Raw genomic sequence first — 15,796 nt, 5'->3', positions numbered from 1 at the left:
TATGATAATTAGAATTCTTCTTGTGAGAGGTGTTTGTAGAGGGTGATATATGAAGAGTTACGATGATATAAAAATAGCTATTTTAATACCGTGTTATAATGAAGAAATGGCTATAGGACAGGTTGTTCGTTCATTTCGGGAGGTTATGAGGGATGTCCCGATTTATGTTTATGATAATAATTCTACTGATAAAACTATAGATGTCGCCCGATATGCTGGGGCTATTGTACGTACTGAGACCTTGCAAGGGAAGGGACATGTTGTCCGGCGCATGTTTTCGGACATAGAGGCAGATTTCTATGTACTTGTTGATGGCGATGCAACGTATGAGGTTGAGGCGGCCCCTAAACTTTTGAAGATGGCGCATGAGCAGGGGCTGGACATGGTAAATGGGGCGCGTGTTACAACACAGAAGGCAGCTTATCGGCGTGGCCATGTTTTAGGCAATAAGTTGCTAACAGGGTTAGTGACGTTGATATTTGGGCGTCGTCTTACGGATATGCTGTCAGGTTATCGTGTTTTTTCAAAGCGTTTTGTTAAGTCTTTCCCATCGTTATCAAGAGGCTTTGAAATTGAGACGGAGTTTACCATTCATGCTTTGGGGCTTGGTTTGCCTATAGGGGAAATACCTACAAAGTATGTAGAACGCCCTCAAGGGAGTGTCTCTAAATTGAAAACATATCAAGATGGTATAAGAATATTAGGCACTATCGTTAATATCGTGAGGCTTGAGAAACCTTTTTCTCTTTTCTCGATTATTGCATTTATTTTATTTGTTTCCGGTATTTCTCTAGGCTGGCCTATAATATCATTTTATTTAGATCATGGCATTGTTCCTAGGCTTCCTACGGCAATATTATCTGTATCGTTTATTATATTATCTTTTTTAAGCTTTGTATGTGGTTTAATATTAGATACAGTAGCTATTGCCCGGAAGGAAAAGAAATACTTAGCTTACCTTTCTTATCCAATAAAATTCTTAGAGAAAAAATAGGAGAAGGAGATAATAGATATGATAACAAAGAAGAATATAATTTCACTTATATGGATATTCTCTGCGTTGTGGAGTGTTGTGAGTATTCTAAGTTGGTCTCATTTTCCGGTTGAATATAGAGAGGAGGGTGTAAGGTTAACGTTCAATAGTATGATGGAACATATGCTTCATGGGAAATTTGATGTTGCCCCATGGACCGTGCAAGAGGAGGGGTTTCTGCGTGATGGCAGAGTATATGCTTATTGGGGTATTTTTCCTGCCTTTTTAAGAATACCTATTTTATTATTTCCTAATGGGCTTCATTTGGATATAACGCGCCTTTCATCTATAATTGCTCTTCTTATTATACTGTTCTTTAATTATAGGATATGGGATTTTTTGTCTTGCAAGTTTTTTCAAGAAGCGCGATGGGCCTCTGTAAGCTTGGCCATTGTATTTGCTTTCTCAGGTGAGCAAGTATGTTTTTTCGAGCATAAGTTGTATCAAGAGGTTTGTTTTTGGTCATTAGCTTTTGCGGGATGGTTTATATATTCCGCTATACAAACAATATTTGATGAGACCTATTGGCGGCAAGCTGGCCCTTCTATGGCGATTGCTGCTAGTGGTGCGTTGTTGACGCGTGTCTCTATGGGGATTGGCTTATATGCTGCTTTATTGTGTTTTTTAGTGTATTTCACGTATAAGGCTTGTTTAAAATCCAAGCAGAAGGATTTAACAGGCTCAATAAAGTTGATTCTGCTGCCAGTTGTTTTATCCGGGCTTGGGATAGTCATTACGGCTTATGTTAATTATGAGAGGTGGGGGAACCCTCTAACATTTGCGAATTATAACTTATATTTATATAATATTGAGTATCCTGACCGTCTTTTTAGAACAAAATTATATGGATTATTTAATATTCATAGGTTTTATTTGGGTTTCATATATTTCTTTTTTCCTATATGGGTTTTCCAAAAACATGATGGGACGTTTCTGTTTCAACAGCAATTTACCAAACTAATTGACGCGAATGAGTTACCTGCGAGTAGTTTCTTTTTGACAGATGGGTTCATGATGCTCTGTGGGGGCATTTTCCTATGGACTCTTTTATTTAATAGGAGGAAGGATATATTCCCTTTTCATCGATTGTTGGTTGGAGCAGTCATTATATCATTAGGTATCCCTGCTTTTTTGATGATGATAGCGATTAGTATGAATTACCGGTATCGGGCGGAGTTTTATCCGGACATTATTCTATTGGGAGCGTTGGGGCTTATTTATATTGTTAGGTATAAGAGTGACGTTCCATATCTTAAGAAAATATTGATGGCACTTATTGTAGTTAGTGTTTTAGTATCTAATTTTAATTCTCTTTTATATGGATTCTCTGAGTTGGGACCATGTTATCCATACATGCCGCATGGGGTTGGATATTATTACTACCACAAAATCTTTAAGTGAGAATGAAGCCTAGAGGAGCAGTCCCATAATGTAAGGGGCTGCTCCTTTTATATGGGGTCTATTCGTTACATTTATGGGAGAAGTCAACGAGGATATAGCTCCCTTTTTTATAGATATTGTAATACCTATTGGCACGCATGGCCTCATATGAACAATGCTCATATATGTTTTGGGCTAGAGCAAAGGGAAATTGGGAGCTTTCGTCGATAGAGCGGAAATACGTGGCATTGCTCTGGAGGTCATGCTTTTTCAGGATGAACTCTCCAAGTGGATCATAAATTACATTATGGTCAAATATAGCGCGCCGTGCCAGCCATATCTTTTTAGTAATAAATGGAACAGGGACATCAAGAATACCATCATCCGTCTGGGTAGCGATTGTCGTGATGTTATTGACTGTTTTATGTTGGGCTTCAATACGGATGAAAACAGGACGTTGTTTGGAAAGGATATAAATATCATTGACAATATTGCTGGCTATAGCTTCGTTAAGTTCAGTTTGAGCTGCAATGGCATTTCCCCATTGTGTTGAAAATGTCATTTGGATGAGGAGTACCCAGCTGGCTAGGAGTATTTTAATGGGGGTTTTCTGAAATGAGGCTTCTCTCCCTATAAAGAATAACATGAAAATAGAAAGGAATGCACCATTTGCTATGAAAACGCGCATATCAAAGACAGGATATCTTAAAAGTGAGAGAAATCCTGCTAAGGAACAAATAGAAAGAATAATATAAAATAGAGATAAGGAGAGATATGGAAGTTTACCCTTTTTGTAGAAAGTATAAAGAAGGTTCGTCAAGCCAATTATCAAGAAGATTCCTAAAAGGATTTCTAGTCCTCCGCCATGGATACCAAATTCTAGGAAGGCATATTTCAATAACTTTCGAATATTGTTTAGGATTATGAATGAATTATGTGTGAATTGAGCGTGAAGTGATGAGTAACTCTCGTCTTTTCTAAAGATTACTTCACATTTGTAAATAATAAGCGGGATGGGGAGATATAATATATTCGCTACAAGGGAGCGAATGGAATATCTAGCATTTTTATCATACAATATAAATAATGACTCAGTTATTGAAAATATTAAAAATGTATTCAATGTCGGTTGATAAAGATTAAGTGCAGATAACAATAATATTGATTTAAATAATATTTTTTTATAGGAAGAGGTAAATGTTTTTTCTAAAATAAAAAACCATATTATGCATGATAATGCCATGCTTATAGTGAGGCTATCGAAGCGATAGGATAAGTCTTGAAGAAAGAAAGGTGTACAGACAGTAAGGCTTAAAGCTAAAGCTGAAGATGTACGATTTAATTTCCATTTTAATGATAGAGACGCAAGAGAAAAGGAGAGAAAGATAATTGCTAATACTTGGAGGAGTGGAGATAAATCATATGCTATATTGCTTGCATTTATAGTAATAAAGATAAGTTGGGCAAGAAAGCGGCCTGTTTGTGTGCATGAAATATCCCCAGTGGCAGAGCGATAATAGTCATCTGGATAATAAAAATTGCCGTGGAGGATAGGGTATAAGAACAACCCCAAGATAGATAGGAAGATGAGAAAGCGTATAGATGTTTCAGAGTACTTATAAGAGAGAGGGGGCATTTTCATAGTCCTCTATGTTAGCTAGACCTATATGAGAGAGATTATACCATAGGGAAAGGACATCAATTATGCATATAGATTAGTATATTATCATCCTTACGGCGTTTATGGCGATATATTTCATGGTAGGATGCCATTATATGCTCATGTACGATATTAATAACATCTATATTCCCACCACTATAGTCCTTAACATCGCTATCTAGGATGATATAGCGTGGAGGCGTCTGAAAGATTCTCTTGATTTCTGTTGCTGGGTCAAGGGGGAGGGCCTTTCTTTCCGGCGCGGAGTCGAGATGCCAGGAGAAAGGTAAGGTCGTCACGGGGCAATAATGAGGTAATGCATCAAGGATAATATCGGGGCCGTGATCCATTAGAACGCAACCGGGAGCTGATGAGAGTAATTGTGTGATGGTTGTCAGGTCCTTTTGGGAGCCATTGCTAAGTACTTTCTCTGTGCTGTAGTAAGCGCATACTGCGCCAAAACCGGTTAAAAATGTAAGCCATAGGCGACCTACTTTAGCAGACCAAAGAGGGGCTGCATTGATAAAGAATGGCGCAAAGAGGGGAAGGGCGTAATGTGTTGCAAAGCTGCCGAATATGAAAAACCCTAGGAATGCGGTAAAGGCCCAGCCCATAATAAAGATATGAAGTATATTATTGGGGCGCGCTTTAAGAAGTAGAAAACGCCCCCCTATAGTACTGACAAAAAGAACGCCTAGAATTATTCCCCAATGAGCCCAATGCCACAATGAAATGAGGGTATTATGGGGTGGGTCTTGTTTTAGAAATATAGAGATTACATTAGCAAACCACCACTCAGAGAGATGTCCTAAAGAAGCATATGTAACGATGACACAGAATGATGGTAGAAGAGCTGTAATACTCCAGCCAAAAGCTGTTATAAAAAGGGTGAGAATCTTTATATTATGTTTATACAAAATATATAGAAGGAAAAGTGCAACATATATCCCCTCAAAAGCAACGGTAGGTTTTATTTGTATGGATAGACCAAATAAAACCATACTAACCCATCCGGATATTGTGAGGTTTTTAACTGTTCTTTTTTGTAGTCCTTGGAGTATAATCAATATAGCCGCTGTGATGAGTGTATTATAAAAAATAGGGGATTGCCCTCCCATGCCGCCAAAGCCAACACTCCAAATAAGGTAAAGGCACCCTGCACAGAAGGCTCCACCAATTGGGGCGATGGAGCGGGCAATTTTAAGGCAAAAAATAGAGGTCAGCCACGCGCTAAGGAGTGCACCTATCTGGTAAGCCCAGATGCGATAGGGGCCAAAAAGATGAAAAAACTCATAAATAAGGAAAATGCCAATAGGTTTTCTATCCCAGATATCGACATAAGGGAGATCGCCGTGGAGCATGCGCCCCCCAACAAAAAGGTAAAACTCTTCATCAAAAAAGATAAAAGGATTACCTAAAAGGGCAGCGCGGGATAAATATGCAACGAGGAGCAAACAAAAATAGAGAAAATACCAATTATCTAAAGTTTTTTTTAAGGGGGACGCATTTAAAAAGGAGCGCATAAAGGTCTGATTCTTTAAGAGGGTATGTTATACATCGAAAAATGTAGCGGGTGATGCGTATATCATGTAGAGAGGGCATGATAAAGCTTAAAATTAGGAATATGAGGATAGTAGGTAGAGATTTAATGTCTAACACAGCACGAAAAAAAGTTATTTTAGGACTATGGAGCTTGATGTGGTGCGTAGTGTTTTTACTCACCTGTTTACGCACAGGGGCTGTGATGTTCCATCATGTTGCGCTGGATTATAATGAGGGGTGGAATGCCCTGTTAGCGGGCTGGGGGATAGGGGTAGGCGGGCATCAGCTATATTCGTCTGAAACGGGATTTATATTTAATAATTATCCTCCATTATCCTTTTTTATCTTTGGGTGGGTGATAAAATTAGGTGGAGATGCCATCATTGTAGGGCGTATAATTTCCTGTTTGTCCATAATTTTATCATCTATTATTATACAACGTTTAATAAATATTATGACGAGGAGTGCGCTATCTGGTTGGGCGGGATCTCTTATATTTCTGGCAACCATGAATACAGCATTTTATAATTATTTTGGAATGAATGACCCTCAATGGTTGGCGCAATGTCTTATGTTGGTTGGGGTTTATGTTTTATTTTCGTCTGGGCGCGTTAGTTTTGTATGGTGGCGTCTCTTATTAAGTGTTCTGTTTATTGTATTGGGTGGATTTACTAAACATAATTTAGTGGCTTTGCCGTCAGCTCTATGTGTATGGATGTTTTTTTTAGATAAGAAAAAGGCATTTTTATGGGCGAGTATGTTAGTTATATGCCTCGGAATAGGGTTTTCTATTTGTTATCAAGCATATGGGATGTCTTTTTTCCATGATGTGTTTTCGCATAAGCGGACGGTGCGGCTAGGGCGTATTGTGCATGGGGTGAAAGCGCTCTTATTGATGGTGGGTATTGTTGTATCTGGTATTGGGGTAGCGATTTATTACAGAAAAAAAATAAGAATACATGATAATATTGTATTTGCATTGTTGTTTTTGATGTTCGCTCTCTTTTTTGGGTTAATGGGATCAATGGGGGCGGGTGTAGATTATAATAGCATGTTTGATGTGCTTGTGGCGGGGACGCTTTTATGTGGGATAGGGCTTGCGACATTATTAAATGATGCGCGATGTGGGGGCGTGATGTCTTATATGTGCGCCACTATGTCGCTGTCATTAATGTTTCTTGTGCCTATACGGGGGGTGAGCTTTTATCATGATATTGTATCTATTCATGAAAAAGAGGCATCATGGGCTGAGAATATCCGGCTGATGCAGGCTCATAAAGACGATACATTATGCACGGATATGGCGTTATGTTATTGGGCGCATGCGACTTATCCGGTTGATATGTTTAATCTGGCAGAGGCTTTAAAGGTCGGAGGGGGACCTTACCCGGTACAGGCGTTCATCATGAATCATAAGGTTGCGTTTGTGCAGCTTTATGGGGCACCTGATGCTTATCGTACAAAAAGCACTTATTTTGATGGATGGTTGCAAAAAGCAGGCTATCGCCCCGTCTTCACAGGGCAAGGCCATATGCTGTTGCTTAGTTATAAGCCCCTATAGCCATTAGGGTGGGCAAGCCGCCAGCGGAAGGCAGTTTCTATAATATCTTCAATTTTGGTGTAACGGGGTTGCCAGCCAAGCTCTGTACGGATGCGCGTGGGGTCGGTGACCAAAATGGCAGGGTCCCCCTCACGGCGAGGGGCCCAATCCCAGGGTAACTCTCTTCCCGTTACTGTTTCGATTGCTTTGAGGATATTCAAATTACTAAAGCCCTGCCCTGTACCGAGATTGTAGGTTACTGAACCAGTATCAAGGCGATTGAGAGTGAGGATATGTGCTTCGGCTAAATCGCTAACATGAACGTAATCGCGGATGCAGGTGCCATCTGGTGTTGGGTAGTCATTGCCAAAAAGCTTGAGAGGCGGACGGCGGCCTAAAGCAGAATCTAGCGCGAGGGGGATGAGATGGGTTTCGGGCTGATGGTCCTCACCGAGGCGGCCTTTGGCATCTGCCCCGGCAGCGTTGAAGTAACGTAGGCAGCCATAGCGGAGGCCGTGTATTCTCTCGGCCCAGTTAAGGGCGCGCTCGATGAGGAATTTGCTTTCCCCATAGGGGGAGCCGGGATTAATGGGTGAGTCTTCAGAGAGAGGGGTGTTACCTTGATTATTAAATAAGGCCGCTGTGGAGGAGAATAGGAAGCGCGGGACGTTATAGCGGACGCAGCCTTCAATTAAATTAAGGGATGTTAGCATATTTTGGCGCAGGTAATGGTACGGTGTCGCCATAGAGGCTCCGACCAAAGAAAGTGCTGCAAAATGTAATACGCCATCCCAAGGGCCGTTTGCTAGGATGGTGTTAAGACGATTCGTGTCTAGAAGATCAACCTCGTGGAATTGAGCTCCAGTTGGGATGGCGGCGCGGTGGCCGGTGCTAAGATTATCTAAAATGGTGACGTGGTGGCCATGCTCTATGAGAGCGAGAGCCACATGGCTACCGACAAAACCGGCTCCACCTGTAACAAGATAACGCATAGCGGGGAGGCTTCCTTTGCATTGTTAAGCTGTGGGGGAAGGGTATGGTGTTACGATGGAAAAAGAAAGAGGGTGCTTGTTGTGTGACAATACGCTATTGCAGCGATAAGCTGTTAAGGTCTGGTCAGTAATGTGAGATATGCTTCTCCTAAGTTAATGAGGGATGTAGGAAAGGGATGGAATGAAGATTGTTGTAACGGGAGGATGTGGTTTCATTGGGTCTGCTGTGATACGGCATCTCTTGAGAAAGACATCTCATCAGGTTCTGAATATTGATTGTATGACGTATGCTGCCTCTGAAGAGACAGTGGCAGAGGTGGCGACGCAGCCGCGTTATAGGCATGAAGCCATCTCGATTAACAATCAAAATGCGGTGGAGCGTGCGTTAGCGGCGTTTCAGCCAGATGCGATTATGCATTTGGCGGCGGAAAGCCATGTGGACCGTTCGATTGATGGGCCGGGGGCTTTTATTCAGACTAATGTTGTCGGCACTTATTGTTTATTAGAGGCGGCGCGCCAGTATTGGTTAGGGCTAGAGGGTGCTAAAAAGGCGGGGTTCCGTTTCCTTCATATTTCAACAGATGAAGTGTTTGGCCATCTGGAGCCTGAGGCCCCTCCTTTTACGGAGGAGACAGCCTATGACCCACGTAGCCCCTATTCGGCCAGCAAGGCGGCATCGGATCATTTAGTGCGGGCATGGTATCATACTTATGGCTTCCCAGCTTTTGTGACCAATACGACCAATAATTACGGGCCATGGCACTTTCCAGAGAAGCTCATCCCCTTGATGATTATTAATGCATTAGAGGGGCGGCCTTTGCCGGTTTATGGCAAGGGGGAGAATATTCGGGATTGGTTATTTGTGGAGGACCACGCTGCGGCGTTGGTGCGGGCTGTGGAGCGTGGCAAACCGGGGGAGACTTACGCTATTGGTGCCCGTCAGCCGCGTAAGAATCTCGATGTTGTGCGGCAAATATGCGCTATTTTGGATGAGCTTGCGCCAGACCCAGCCGGGCCACGAGAACGGTTGATTTCTTTTGTTAGTGACCGGCCGGGGCACGATTTCCGTTATGAGATTGACCCAAGCCATGCCGAGACCTGTTTGGAGTGGAAGGCCGAGCATGATTTTGAGACCGGGCTGCGCCGGACAATCCAGTGGTATTTAGAGCACAAAGCCTGGTGGCAGCGTTTGCGCGAGCAGCGTTATGACGGGCAGCGGCTGGGAGTACAGAAATGAGACATACACAGGCTAACCCTAAAAAGCAGCATGTTACAAAAGGGATTCTGCTTTCTGGTGGTTCTGGGACGCGCTTATACCCAATGACTTTGGCGGCCTCCAAGCAGCTCTTGCCTGTTTATGATAAGCCGATGATTTACTACCCGCTTACGACCCTGATTTTGGCAGGGATACGGGAGATTATGATCATCACAACGCCGGAGGACCAAGCGCAGTTTCAGCGTTTATTGGGCAGTGGTGAGCAATTTGGGGTGAGCTTTACCTATCGTATTCAGCCTAAGCCGGAAGGGATCGCACAGGCATTTCAGATTGCTGAGGATTGGATTGCAGGCTCACCTTGTGCGTTGATTCTTGGTGATAATCTGATTTTTGCAGATGGGTTGGAGCATATGTTGCGGGATGCGGCGTGCCGTCCGCATGGGGCAACGGTGTTTTCTTATCAAGTACGGGACCCAGAGCGGTATGGCGTTGTCTCCTTTGATGAGACAGGCCGTGCGGTGGATATTGTAGAAAAGCCGATTAATCCGCCATCTCATTGGGCGGTGACGGGGCTTTATTTCTATGATGAGCGGGTTTGTGAGTTTGCACGTCAGGTGAAACCAAGTGCCCGTGGTGAGTTGGAAATTACGGACCTGAACCGCATCTATCTAGCAGAAGGGACGCTAGAGGTGGACCGGCTAGCCCGTGGTTGTGCGTGGTTGGATGCGGGAACGCCTGATAGTTTGATGCAAGCGGGGACGTTTGTGCAGGCGATTCAATCCCGCCAAGGATTACTGGTGGGCTCGCCAACAGAGGCGGCTTATCGGATGGGTTTCATCCCGCGTGAGAGATTGATCGCCACAGGGCAGAAAATGGCTAAGACGCCCTTAGGGCAAACGTTGCTGCATGTTGCGGCAGAATATGGACCATCAACCCTTTAAGGGTGGCATGAATAAGGTAAATGAGGAGCAATGTGATGAAGGTTGAGGCATTATCCCTCCCCGGTATTTTGAAAGTAACCCCCGCGCGCTTTGGGGATCATCGAGGGTTTTTCTCGGAGACATATAACCAAAAGGCTATGGCAGAGGCGGGGATTCCTGAGGTTTTTGTGCAGGATAATCAGAGCCTTTCGCGCCAGAAAGGCGTCGTGCGGGGGTTGCATTGTCAATTAGAGCCTTATGGGCAGGGTAAATTAGTGCGTGTAACGCGCGGGGCGATTTGGGATGTCGCGGTGGATGCACGCACAGGCTCGCCGACTTATGGGCAATGGGTCGGGGCGGAGCTTTCCGCTGAGAATTGGGCACAGCTTTGGTTGCCCGTTGGGTTTTTGCATGGTTTTGTTACGCTTGAGGAGAATACAGAGGTGCAATATAAATGCACCGGCTTTTACGATAAGGCCTCTGAGCGGTCTGTTCGGTGGGATTGTGAGCAGATTGGTATTGAATGGCCGGTAGAGCGTGGGGCGGCTGTATTGTCCGAAAAGGATGAGCAAGCCCCGGCGTTTGAAGCCGCAACGGGCTGGTTTTCCTACAAATAATGGCAGCGGAGGAGCGGATTATGGCTAAGCCTTCTATTCTTGTCATTGGTCGTACGGGCCAGTTGGCGACCTCTTTGCAGAAGCTGGGAGGAGAGCGTGTTGTTGCGGTGGGTCGGCCAGAGGCGGATTTGCAACAGCCAGAGAGCCTAGCGCAGGTAATTGACGCGCATAAACCGGCCTTCATCGTCAATGCAGCGGCGTGGACGGCGGTGGACCTTGCCGAGAGTGAGCAAGAGGCGGCTAAGCAGGGCAACCATACAGGGCCTGCGCGTTTGGCCGAGGAGGCTGCAAAACGGGGTATCCCGTTGATCCATGTTTCAACGGATTATGTGTTTGATGGCACAAAAGGGGCCCCGTATAAAGAGAGTGATCCGATTCATCCTGTAACGGCTTATGGGAGGACCAAGGCCGAGGGAGAGGCTGCCGTGTTGCAGGCCCAACCGCGTAGCATTATTTTGCGGACGGCATGGGTGTATTCCGACCATGGGAAGAACTTTGTAAAAACGATGCTCAATGCGGGTGCAAAGGCTCCTCATCTGCGCGTTGTGGGGGACCAGAGGGGGAATCCAACATCATCGGATGATTTAGCGGCCGTTATTTTAGAGATTCTGCGCAAAATTGAAGAGACAGGTTGGCAGGATGCTTATGCGGGTATCTTCCATGCGAGTGGGGCTGGTGAGGCCACATGGTATGAGCTGGCTCATTATGCGCTAGAGCAAGCGGTACAATATGGTCAGCCTATGCCGGGGATGGAGGCTATCACAACAGCAGATTGGCCAACTCCGGCGGCACGTCCTGCGGATTCCCGGCTGGATAATAGCAAGCTTCAGCGTGTTTTTGGGGTGCGTTTGCCGCATTGGCAGGAGAGCGTGGCGCGCGTGGTGAAGGCGTTGTTGCATAAACCCGCCTAAGCGCGTGGTTGGTTTATGAGGATGATGAATGGCGGCAGCGGGTGCATAGAGCTTTAAGCCCCACTGCTATGCCAAGCCCAGCTAAGCCTACGGCCCCATAAGCGAGGGCGGGGCGGCGGCGGAAGCTATTCTTAGCCAGATTTTGCGCAAAAATGAACATGACGCTGGAATCTAGCTTGCTCTCCCCATGAGCGCGATTGCGGAATGTCATGGGGACTTCATGGATGCGAAGCGGCTCCTTCCGCGCAATCATGAGGTCCAGCAGGATTTTAAAGCCATGGCCATCGAGGAAAGGGGCACGTTGTGTAAAGACCGTGCGCTTGACGGCGAAAAAGCCGCTCATCGGGTCGGTGAGGGGGACGTTTAGGAGCCATTGTGCTGCCCAGATGCCCGCATTGGAGAGGAAACGCCGCCACCCGTTGGAGAGGCCCTCATTACTTCCCCCTTTGATATGACGGCTCGCAACCGCAATGTCGGCACGGTCGGTTTGGAGGGCTGTGATCATCTCACGCAAGCAGGTTTCATCATGCTGGAGGTCACCATCCATCACAGCGATGATGGGGGCGGAGGCACTTAAAGCCCCTTCAATCACAGCGGAGGATAGCCCACGCCGCCCAATGCGCAGGATGCCACGCACATAAGGTTTCGTTTCTGCCAGCTTGCGAACGGCCTTCATCGTGCCATCGGGGGAGTTATCATCAACAAAAACAACTTCCCACGCCACATCTGTTAGAACGCCCTCAAGAGCCTCTACCAGAGGAGCGACATTCTCGACCTCATTATAGCAGGGGATGATGATGCTGATATCTGGGGCGTTCATGCTGGGGTCCATAAAGGGGGAGATGCCCCCTCTTAGGGAGTCTATCTGGGGAGTGCAAGGTTAGGGGCGTGTTTTCTGCAAAGAGGCAGCCCCCATGCGGCGGTACATAAAGTGTTGAGTGTCGGTTTTTTCGGCTTCGGCAATGGCGTCATCAATGAGATGACGGTGGGGGGAGAGGGTGCAAACAGGGTCGGTTTGTGTGGCATCGCCGAGCAGGGCGAGGGCTTGGCAGCGGCAGCCGCCCCAGTCAATCTCTTTGCGTACGCAAGAGGCGCAGGGCTCTGGCATCCATGCTGTGCCACGAAAGAGGGTAAAAGCGCGGGAGTGATACCAAATATCGCTAAGGGACCGCTCCCGCACGGAGTCAAAGTGGAGGGCGGGGATGGTCTCTGCTGCATGGCAGGGCAGAACATGGCCAGAGGGTGAAATATTGAGGAAGCGTTGCCCCCAACCGCCCATGCAGGGTTTGGGGCGGTCGGCATAATAATCGGGTGTGACGTAGTCAATGGCTAAGCCGCCTTTGGCCTCCTCCTGCGCGACATAATGTGCGGCTTCCTCTAGCTGTGCGCGGGAGGGGAGCAAGGCAGCGCGGTTTTTGAGAGCCCAACCGTAATATTGCGTATGAGCCATCTCCACCCGTTGGGCATCAAGCTGGCGGGCAAGGGCAAACATGGCAGGAATACGGGAAATATTAGCTTTTTGGAGGACGAAGTTCAGCGTAAGGGGAATCCCCGCCGCCCTGATAAGTTGGGCGGCTTCCAGTTTACGGGGTTGGACTTGGGGGAAGTCACTGAGCCGGTCGGCCTCTGCATGGTCGGTGTCTTGGAAGGAGAGTTGGACATGGTCTAGCCCGCTTTCATCAAGCTGCTTCATGCTTTGAGCGGTGATGAGGACGCCAGAGGTAATGAGGTTGGTATAGAGATTAAGCTTATGCGCATGGGCGATGAGCGTATAAAGGTCTGGGCGGGCCATAGGCTCCCCGCCAGAAAAATGAACCTGCAACACCCCCATAGCGGCGGCTTCTTCCAAAATGCGGAGCCAGTCTTGCGTCTCAAGCTCTTGCGCTTTGCGTTCAAGCTCGAGGGGGTTGGAGCAATAAGGGCAGGAGAGCGGGCAGCGATGGGTCAGCTCTGCCAGTAAGCTCATCGGGGCAGGGGGGCGAGGTGTACTCACAGGCGGAGAATCCGCTTTTCAGTTAGGTCGGATAAAAGGGCGAGAACATCGGCTGCAATCTGCGCGCGTGGGGCTTGATAGCGTTCGGCGAGGCGGTCGATGATGGTGCTGATGGAGGTATGGCCATCAAGCTCTTGGAGGATGGCCACAGCGATTGCATCGGCAAGGAAGGCCCGCTCTGGGGCCTGAATGACCCATTGCTCCCGCACTTTATCATGTTGGAGGCGATACCCACGGCTGAAACCGGGGCACGAGTCTTCAGTCACGATGGGGGGCGATGCGGGGCTGGGCATAGGGGTCTTTCAGGCGGTTGGGGATGTTAGGGGATGTCTGGCACAAAGGCACCGGGGGGGATGTTGCCTTCTACATAAGCGTGGTCCAGCGCATCCAGAAGTTGCCAGAGGATAGCGCATTTAAACTCTAATGCGTGAAGAACTTCTTGCTGTTGCTCTGGCGTGCGGGCATGGGTTTTGACGTAATTAAGCGCGAAGGTGGAATCCTGCGGGGCTTGGGTGAGACGCGGCTTGAAATAGGCCAAAGTCTCCTCCGAGATATAAGAATAATTACGGAGCATCCCCTCCATACGCTCTCCAATGATGGTGGGGGAGAAAAGCTCCGTTAAGGAGGAGGCAATGGCAGCGAGTATGGAGCGGTCGCGCACAAAGGCTACATAAGCATCTACCGCAAAGAGTGTTGCTGGTAGGAGGCCCTCAAGGCTTTCTACATAAGCATCATCCAGCCCTAATCCGCTCGTCAGCTTTAGCCAGCGTGCAATCCCGCCGGGGCTGGAGGCGGTGCCGTCATGGTCTTCAATACGGCGTCGCCATTCCCGGCGGAGTTCAGTCGTGGGGAGGCGAGCGAGGAGGGTTGCGTCTTTTTTGGGAATCTGCGCTTGGTAGTAATAGCGGTTTAAGGCCCAGGCTTGGAGCTGCCCTTTGGTCAGCTTGCCTTCATACATCGCTTTATGGAGCGGATGTTGGCGGTGATAGCGTTCTGCCCCGATGGCACGGAGGCGGGCTTCAAGTTCATCTGGTGTGAGGAGAGTGCTCATGATTCGGCCTTTAGTTGAAAGCGCATCCCATCTTCCCCCACAATCCAGCCAGCTTGTTTAGCAGTGTGATGTTGGGGGCTATCATCTAGTAAGATGGGGTTGGAGTTATTGATATGGATGAAGACCTTCTGCGGCTTCGTGCAATGGGCAAATTGCGCGAGGGGGCCATCGGCTTCATTTACAGAGACATGGCCCATGCGATGCCCGCTTTTGGGGCTTAGCCCGGCGCGAATCATCTCATCATCATGCCAGAGTGTGCCATCAAAAAAGAGAAGGTCTGCATGGCTGACACGCTCTTTAAGGGCGGGGGTGATTTCCGCACAGCCGGGGATGAAAAGCATCGTTTTCTGCCCATCAGAGAGGGCAAGGCCAAGCGTATCATCGGGTTTTGTGCCTTCATGCTCCACATAAAGCGGGGCTTTGCCCGGCACGGTAAAGACTTCCAGCATCAAACCAGAAGGAGAACCATCTTTCAGCAAGAGCGGCACAGGCGCACCCTCGGTGAGGGGGAGGCGGGGGATGATGCTGCGATCTAGGGCTTCAAAAATGGGGTTGCGGTCGAGTTGAGCGAGAGTGGAAGGGCTGCCCATAAGGGTGAAAGGTTCACGCTCGCGGAGGGTGAGCAGCCCGGTAATGGCATCAATTTCCGCCCCAGCAAGGATGACCCCTTGGATGGGGGTACCGCGCATAGCCCCTGTTTGATGTAAAGCCGGGGTAGCGAGAATCTGCTGGCGGAGGTCTGGTGAGGCATTGAGGAGGAACCAATGCTGCCCATCCCCACTTACGGCGAGGGAGGCTTGCGTGCGGGCTTTGGCCTTTTTGCCTTCTCTGGCGAGGAGGCAGCCTTTTGCGGCGGAGTTCCATTGTGGGAAGCCTCCCCCCGCACCGGCCCCTAAAATAATGACATCAAGCATGAGGATGGCCTCTTATGGTTGTGTCTG

The 15,796-nt window shown here is 47.6% G+C and carries 15 protein-coding genes; 7 read left to right on the top strand and 8 right to left on the bottom strand.

Translation table 11 applies throughout. The features are described from left to right. Positions 1–49: 49 nt before the first annotated feature. Both NQF89_RS01360 and NQF89_RS01355 read left to right on the top strand, forming a co-directional pair. Positions 50–994, top strand: coding sequence for a glycosyltransferase family 2 protein (locus NQF89_RS01360; RefSeq protein ID WP_266137321.1), 945 nt, complete (start codon positions 50–52; stop codon positions 992–994). 18 nt (positions 995–1,012) lie between these two features. After that, complete coding sequence (locus tag NQF89_RS01355) at positions 1,013–2,434, top strand: hypothetical protein (protein WP_266137320.1); 1,422 nt, start codon at positions 1,013–1,015, stop codon at positions 2,432–2,434. A gap of 58 nt (positions 2,435–2,492) precedes the next feature. Here NQF89_RS01355 and NQF89_RS01350 read toward each other — a convergent pair whose 3' ends face one another. Together NQF89_RS01350 and NQF89_RS01345 are read right to left on the bottom strand one after the other, a co-directional pair. After that, positions 2,493–4,049, bottom strand: a complete 1,557-nt coding sequence (locus NQF89_RS01350; protein WP_266137319.1) for a glucosyltransferase domain-containing protein — start codon at positions 4,047–4,049, stop codon at positions 2,493–2,495. A 62-nt stretch (positions 4,050–4,111) separates the two neighbouring features. Continuing rightward, positions 4,112–5,596 (bottom strand): ArnT family glycosyltransferase, encoded by a 1,485-nt coding sequence (locus tag NQF89_RS01345; protein ID WP_266137318.1) that lies wholly within the window; start codon positions 5,594–5,596, stop codon positions 4,112–4,114. A 125-nt stretch (positions 5,597–5,721) separates the two neighbouring features. Here NQF89_RS01345 and NQF89_RS01340 point away from each other — a divergent pair, with 125 nt between their 5' ends. Further along, positions 5,722–7,176, top strand: a complete 1,455-nt coding sequence (locus tag NQF89_RS01340; protein ID WP_266137317.1) for a hypothetical protein — start codon at positions 5,722–5,724, stop codon at positions 7,174–7,176. Here the strand turns inward: NQF89_RS01340 and galE are convergent. Then, positions 7,161–8,147, bottom strand: coding sequence for a UDP-glucose 4-epimerase GalE (galE, locus tag NQF89_RS01335; protein ID WP_155579744.1), 987 nt, complete (start codon positions 8,145–8,147; stop codon positions 7,161–7,163). The two genes, NQF89_RS01340 and galE, sit on opposite strands and share 16 nt — an antisense overlap. 181 nt (positions 8,148–8,328) lie before the next feature. Between galE and rfbB the strand changes: the two genes are divergently transcribed. The 4 genes from rfbB to rfbD are packed head-to-tail and all read left to right on the top strand — an operon-like array spanning position 8,329 to position 11,811. Beyond that, entirely contained in the window at positions 8,329–9,384 is a 1,056-nt protein-coding gene (gene rfbB, locus NQF89_RS01330) for a dTDP-glucose 4,6-dehydratase (RefSeq protein WP_155579743.1), read from the top strand. After that, positions 9,381–10,304, top strand: coding sequence for a glucose-1-phosphate thymidylyltransferase RfbA (gene rfbA / locus NQF89_RS01325; protein WP_155579742.1), 924 nt, complete (start codon positions 9,381–9,383; stop codon positions 10,302–10,304). The genes rfbB and rfbA overlap by 4 nt, the downstream gene beginning before the upstream one ends. A gap of 35 nt (positions 10,305–10,339) precedes the next feature. After that, positions 10,340–10,900, top strand: a complete 561-nt coding sequence (gene rfbC, locus NQF89_RS01320) for a dTDP-4-dehydrorhamnose 3,5-epimerase (protein WP_266137316.1) — start codon at positions 10,340–10,342, stop codon at positions 10,898–10,900. A 20-nt stretch (positions 10,901–10,920) separates the two neighbouring features. Beyond that, positions 10,921–11,811, top strand: a complete 891-nt coding sequence (rfbD, locus tag NQF89_RS01315; protein WP_230873350.1) for a dTDP-4-dehydrorhamnose reductase — start codon at positions 10,921–10,923, stop codon at positions 11,809–11,811. 13 nt (positions 11,812–11,824) lie between these two features. Here the strand turns inward: rfbD and NQF89_RS01310 are convergent, their stop codons facing one another. From NQF89_RS01310 to pqqB, 5 genes are read right to left on the bottom strand one after another with little or no spacing between them, the layout of a single operon-like run. Next, positions 11,825–12,631: a polyprenol monophosphomannose synthase gene (locus NQF89_RS01310; protein WP_155579741.1), complete on the bottom strand. Its 807-nt coding sequence runs from the start codon at positions 12,629–12,631 to the stop codon at positions 11,825–11,827. A gap of 60 nt (positions 12,632–12,691) precedes the next feature. Next, positions 12,692–13,777, bottom strand: a complete 1,086-nt coding sequence (gene pqqE / locus NQF89_RS01305) for a pyrroloquinoline quinone biosynthesis protein PqqE (RefSeq protein ID WP_266137380.1) — start codon at positions 13,775–13,777, stop codon at positions 12,692–12,694. Positions 13,778–13,800: 23 nt separating this feature from the next. Then, positions 13,801–14,097: a pyrroloquinoline quinone biosynthesis peptide chaperone PqqD gene (pqqD, locus tag NQF89_RS01300; RefSeq protein WP_155572561.1), complete on the bottom strand. Its 297-nt coding sequence runs from the start codon at positions 14,095–14,097 to the stop codon at positions 13,801–13,803. Positions 14,098–14,123: 26 nt separating this feature from the next. Beyond that, complete coding sequence (gene pqqC / locus NQF89_RS01295) at positions 14,124–14,855, bottom strand: pyrroloquinoline-quinone synthase PqqC (protein WP_155572562.1); 732 nt, start codon at positions 14,853–14,855, stop codon at positions 14,124–14,126. Then, positions 14,852–15,769, bottom strand: a complete 918-nt coding sequence (pqqB, locus tag NQF89_RS01290; protein ID WP_155579740.1) for a pyrroloquinoline quinone biosynthesis protein PqqB — start codon at positions 15,767–15,769, stop codon at positions 14,852–14,854. The genes pqqC and pqqB overlap by 4 nt, the downstream gene beginning before the upstream one ends. Positions 15,770–15,796: the final 27 nt, after the last annotated feature.

The sequence above is a fragment of the Bombella pollinis genome, assembly GCF_026385485.1.
GTDB lineage: Bacteria > Pseudomonadota > Alphaproteobacteria > Acetobacterales > Acetobacteraceae > Bombella > Bombella pollinis.
This window is presented reverse-complemented; position numbering and strand designations above follow the sequence as displayed.

Excerpts from the sequence above, each read along its gene's own strand:
- rfbA (WP_155579742.1), top strand. The coding sequence starts at position 9,381 with ATGAGACATACACAGGCTAACCCTAAAAAGCAGCATGTTACAAAAGGG.
- rfbD (WP_230873350.1), top strand. The coding sequence starts at position 10,921 with ATGGCTAAGCCTTCTATTCTTGTCATTGGTCGTACGGGCCAGTTGGCG.
- pqqD (WP_155572561.1), bottom strand. The coding sequence starts at position 14,097 with ATGCCCAGCCCCGCATCGCCCCCCATCGTGACTGAAGACTCGTGCCCC.
- rfbC (WP_266137316.1), top strand. The coding sequence starts at position 10,340 with ATGAAGGTTGAGGCATTATCCCTCCCCGGTATTTTGAAAGTAACCCCC.
- NQF89_RS01360 (WP_266137321.1), top strand. The coding sequence starts at position 50 with ATGAAGAGTTACGATGATATAAAAATAGCTATTTTAATACCGTGTTAT.
- pqqB (WP_155579740.1), bottom strand. The coding sequence starts at position 15,769 with ATGCTTGATGTCATTATTTTAGGGGCCGGTGCGGGGGGAGGCTTCCCA.
- NQF89_RS01310 (WP_155579741.1), bottom strand. The coding sequence starts at position 12,631 with ATGAACGCCCCAGATATCAGCATCATCATCCCCTGCTATAATGAGGTC.
- galE (WP_155579744.1), bottom strand. The coding sequence starts at position 8,147 with ATGCGTTATCTTGTTACAGGTGGAGCCGGTTTTGTCGGTAGCCATGTG.
- pqqE (WP_266137380.1), bottom strand. The coding sequence starts at position 13,777 with ATGAGCTTACTGGCAGAGCTGACCCATCGCTGCCCGCTCTCCTGCCCT.
- NQF89_RS01340 (WP_266137317.1), top strand. The coding sequence starts at position 5,722 with ATGTCTAACACAGCACGAAAAAAAGTTATTTTAGGACTATGGAGCTTG.
- pqqC (WP_155572562.1), bottom strand. The coding sequence starts at position 14,855 with ATGAGCACTCTCCTCACACCAGATGAACTTGAAGCCCGCCTCCGTGCC.
- NQF89_RS01350 (WP_266137319.1), bottom strand. The coding sequence starts at position 4,049 with ATGCCCCCTCTCTCTTATAAGTACTCTGAAACATCTATACGCTTTCTC.
- NQF89_RS01355 (WP_266137320.1), top strand. The coding sequence starts at position 1,013 with ATGATAACAAAGAAGAATATAATTTCACTTATATGGATATTCTCTGCG.
- rfbB (WP_155579743.1), top strand. The coding sequence starts at position 8,329 with ATGAAGATTGTTGTAACGGGAGGATGTGGTTTCATTGGGTCTGCTGTG.
- NQF89_RS01345 (WP_266137318.1), bottom strand. The coding sequence starts at position 5,596 with ATGCGCTCCTTTTTAAATGCGTCCCCCTTAAAAAAAACTTTAGATAAT.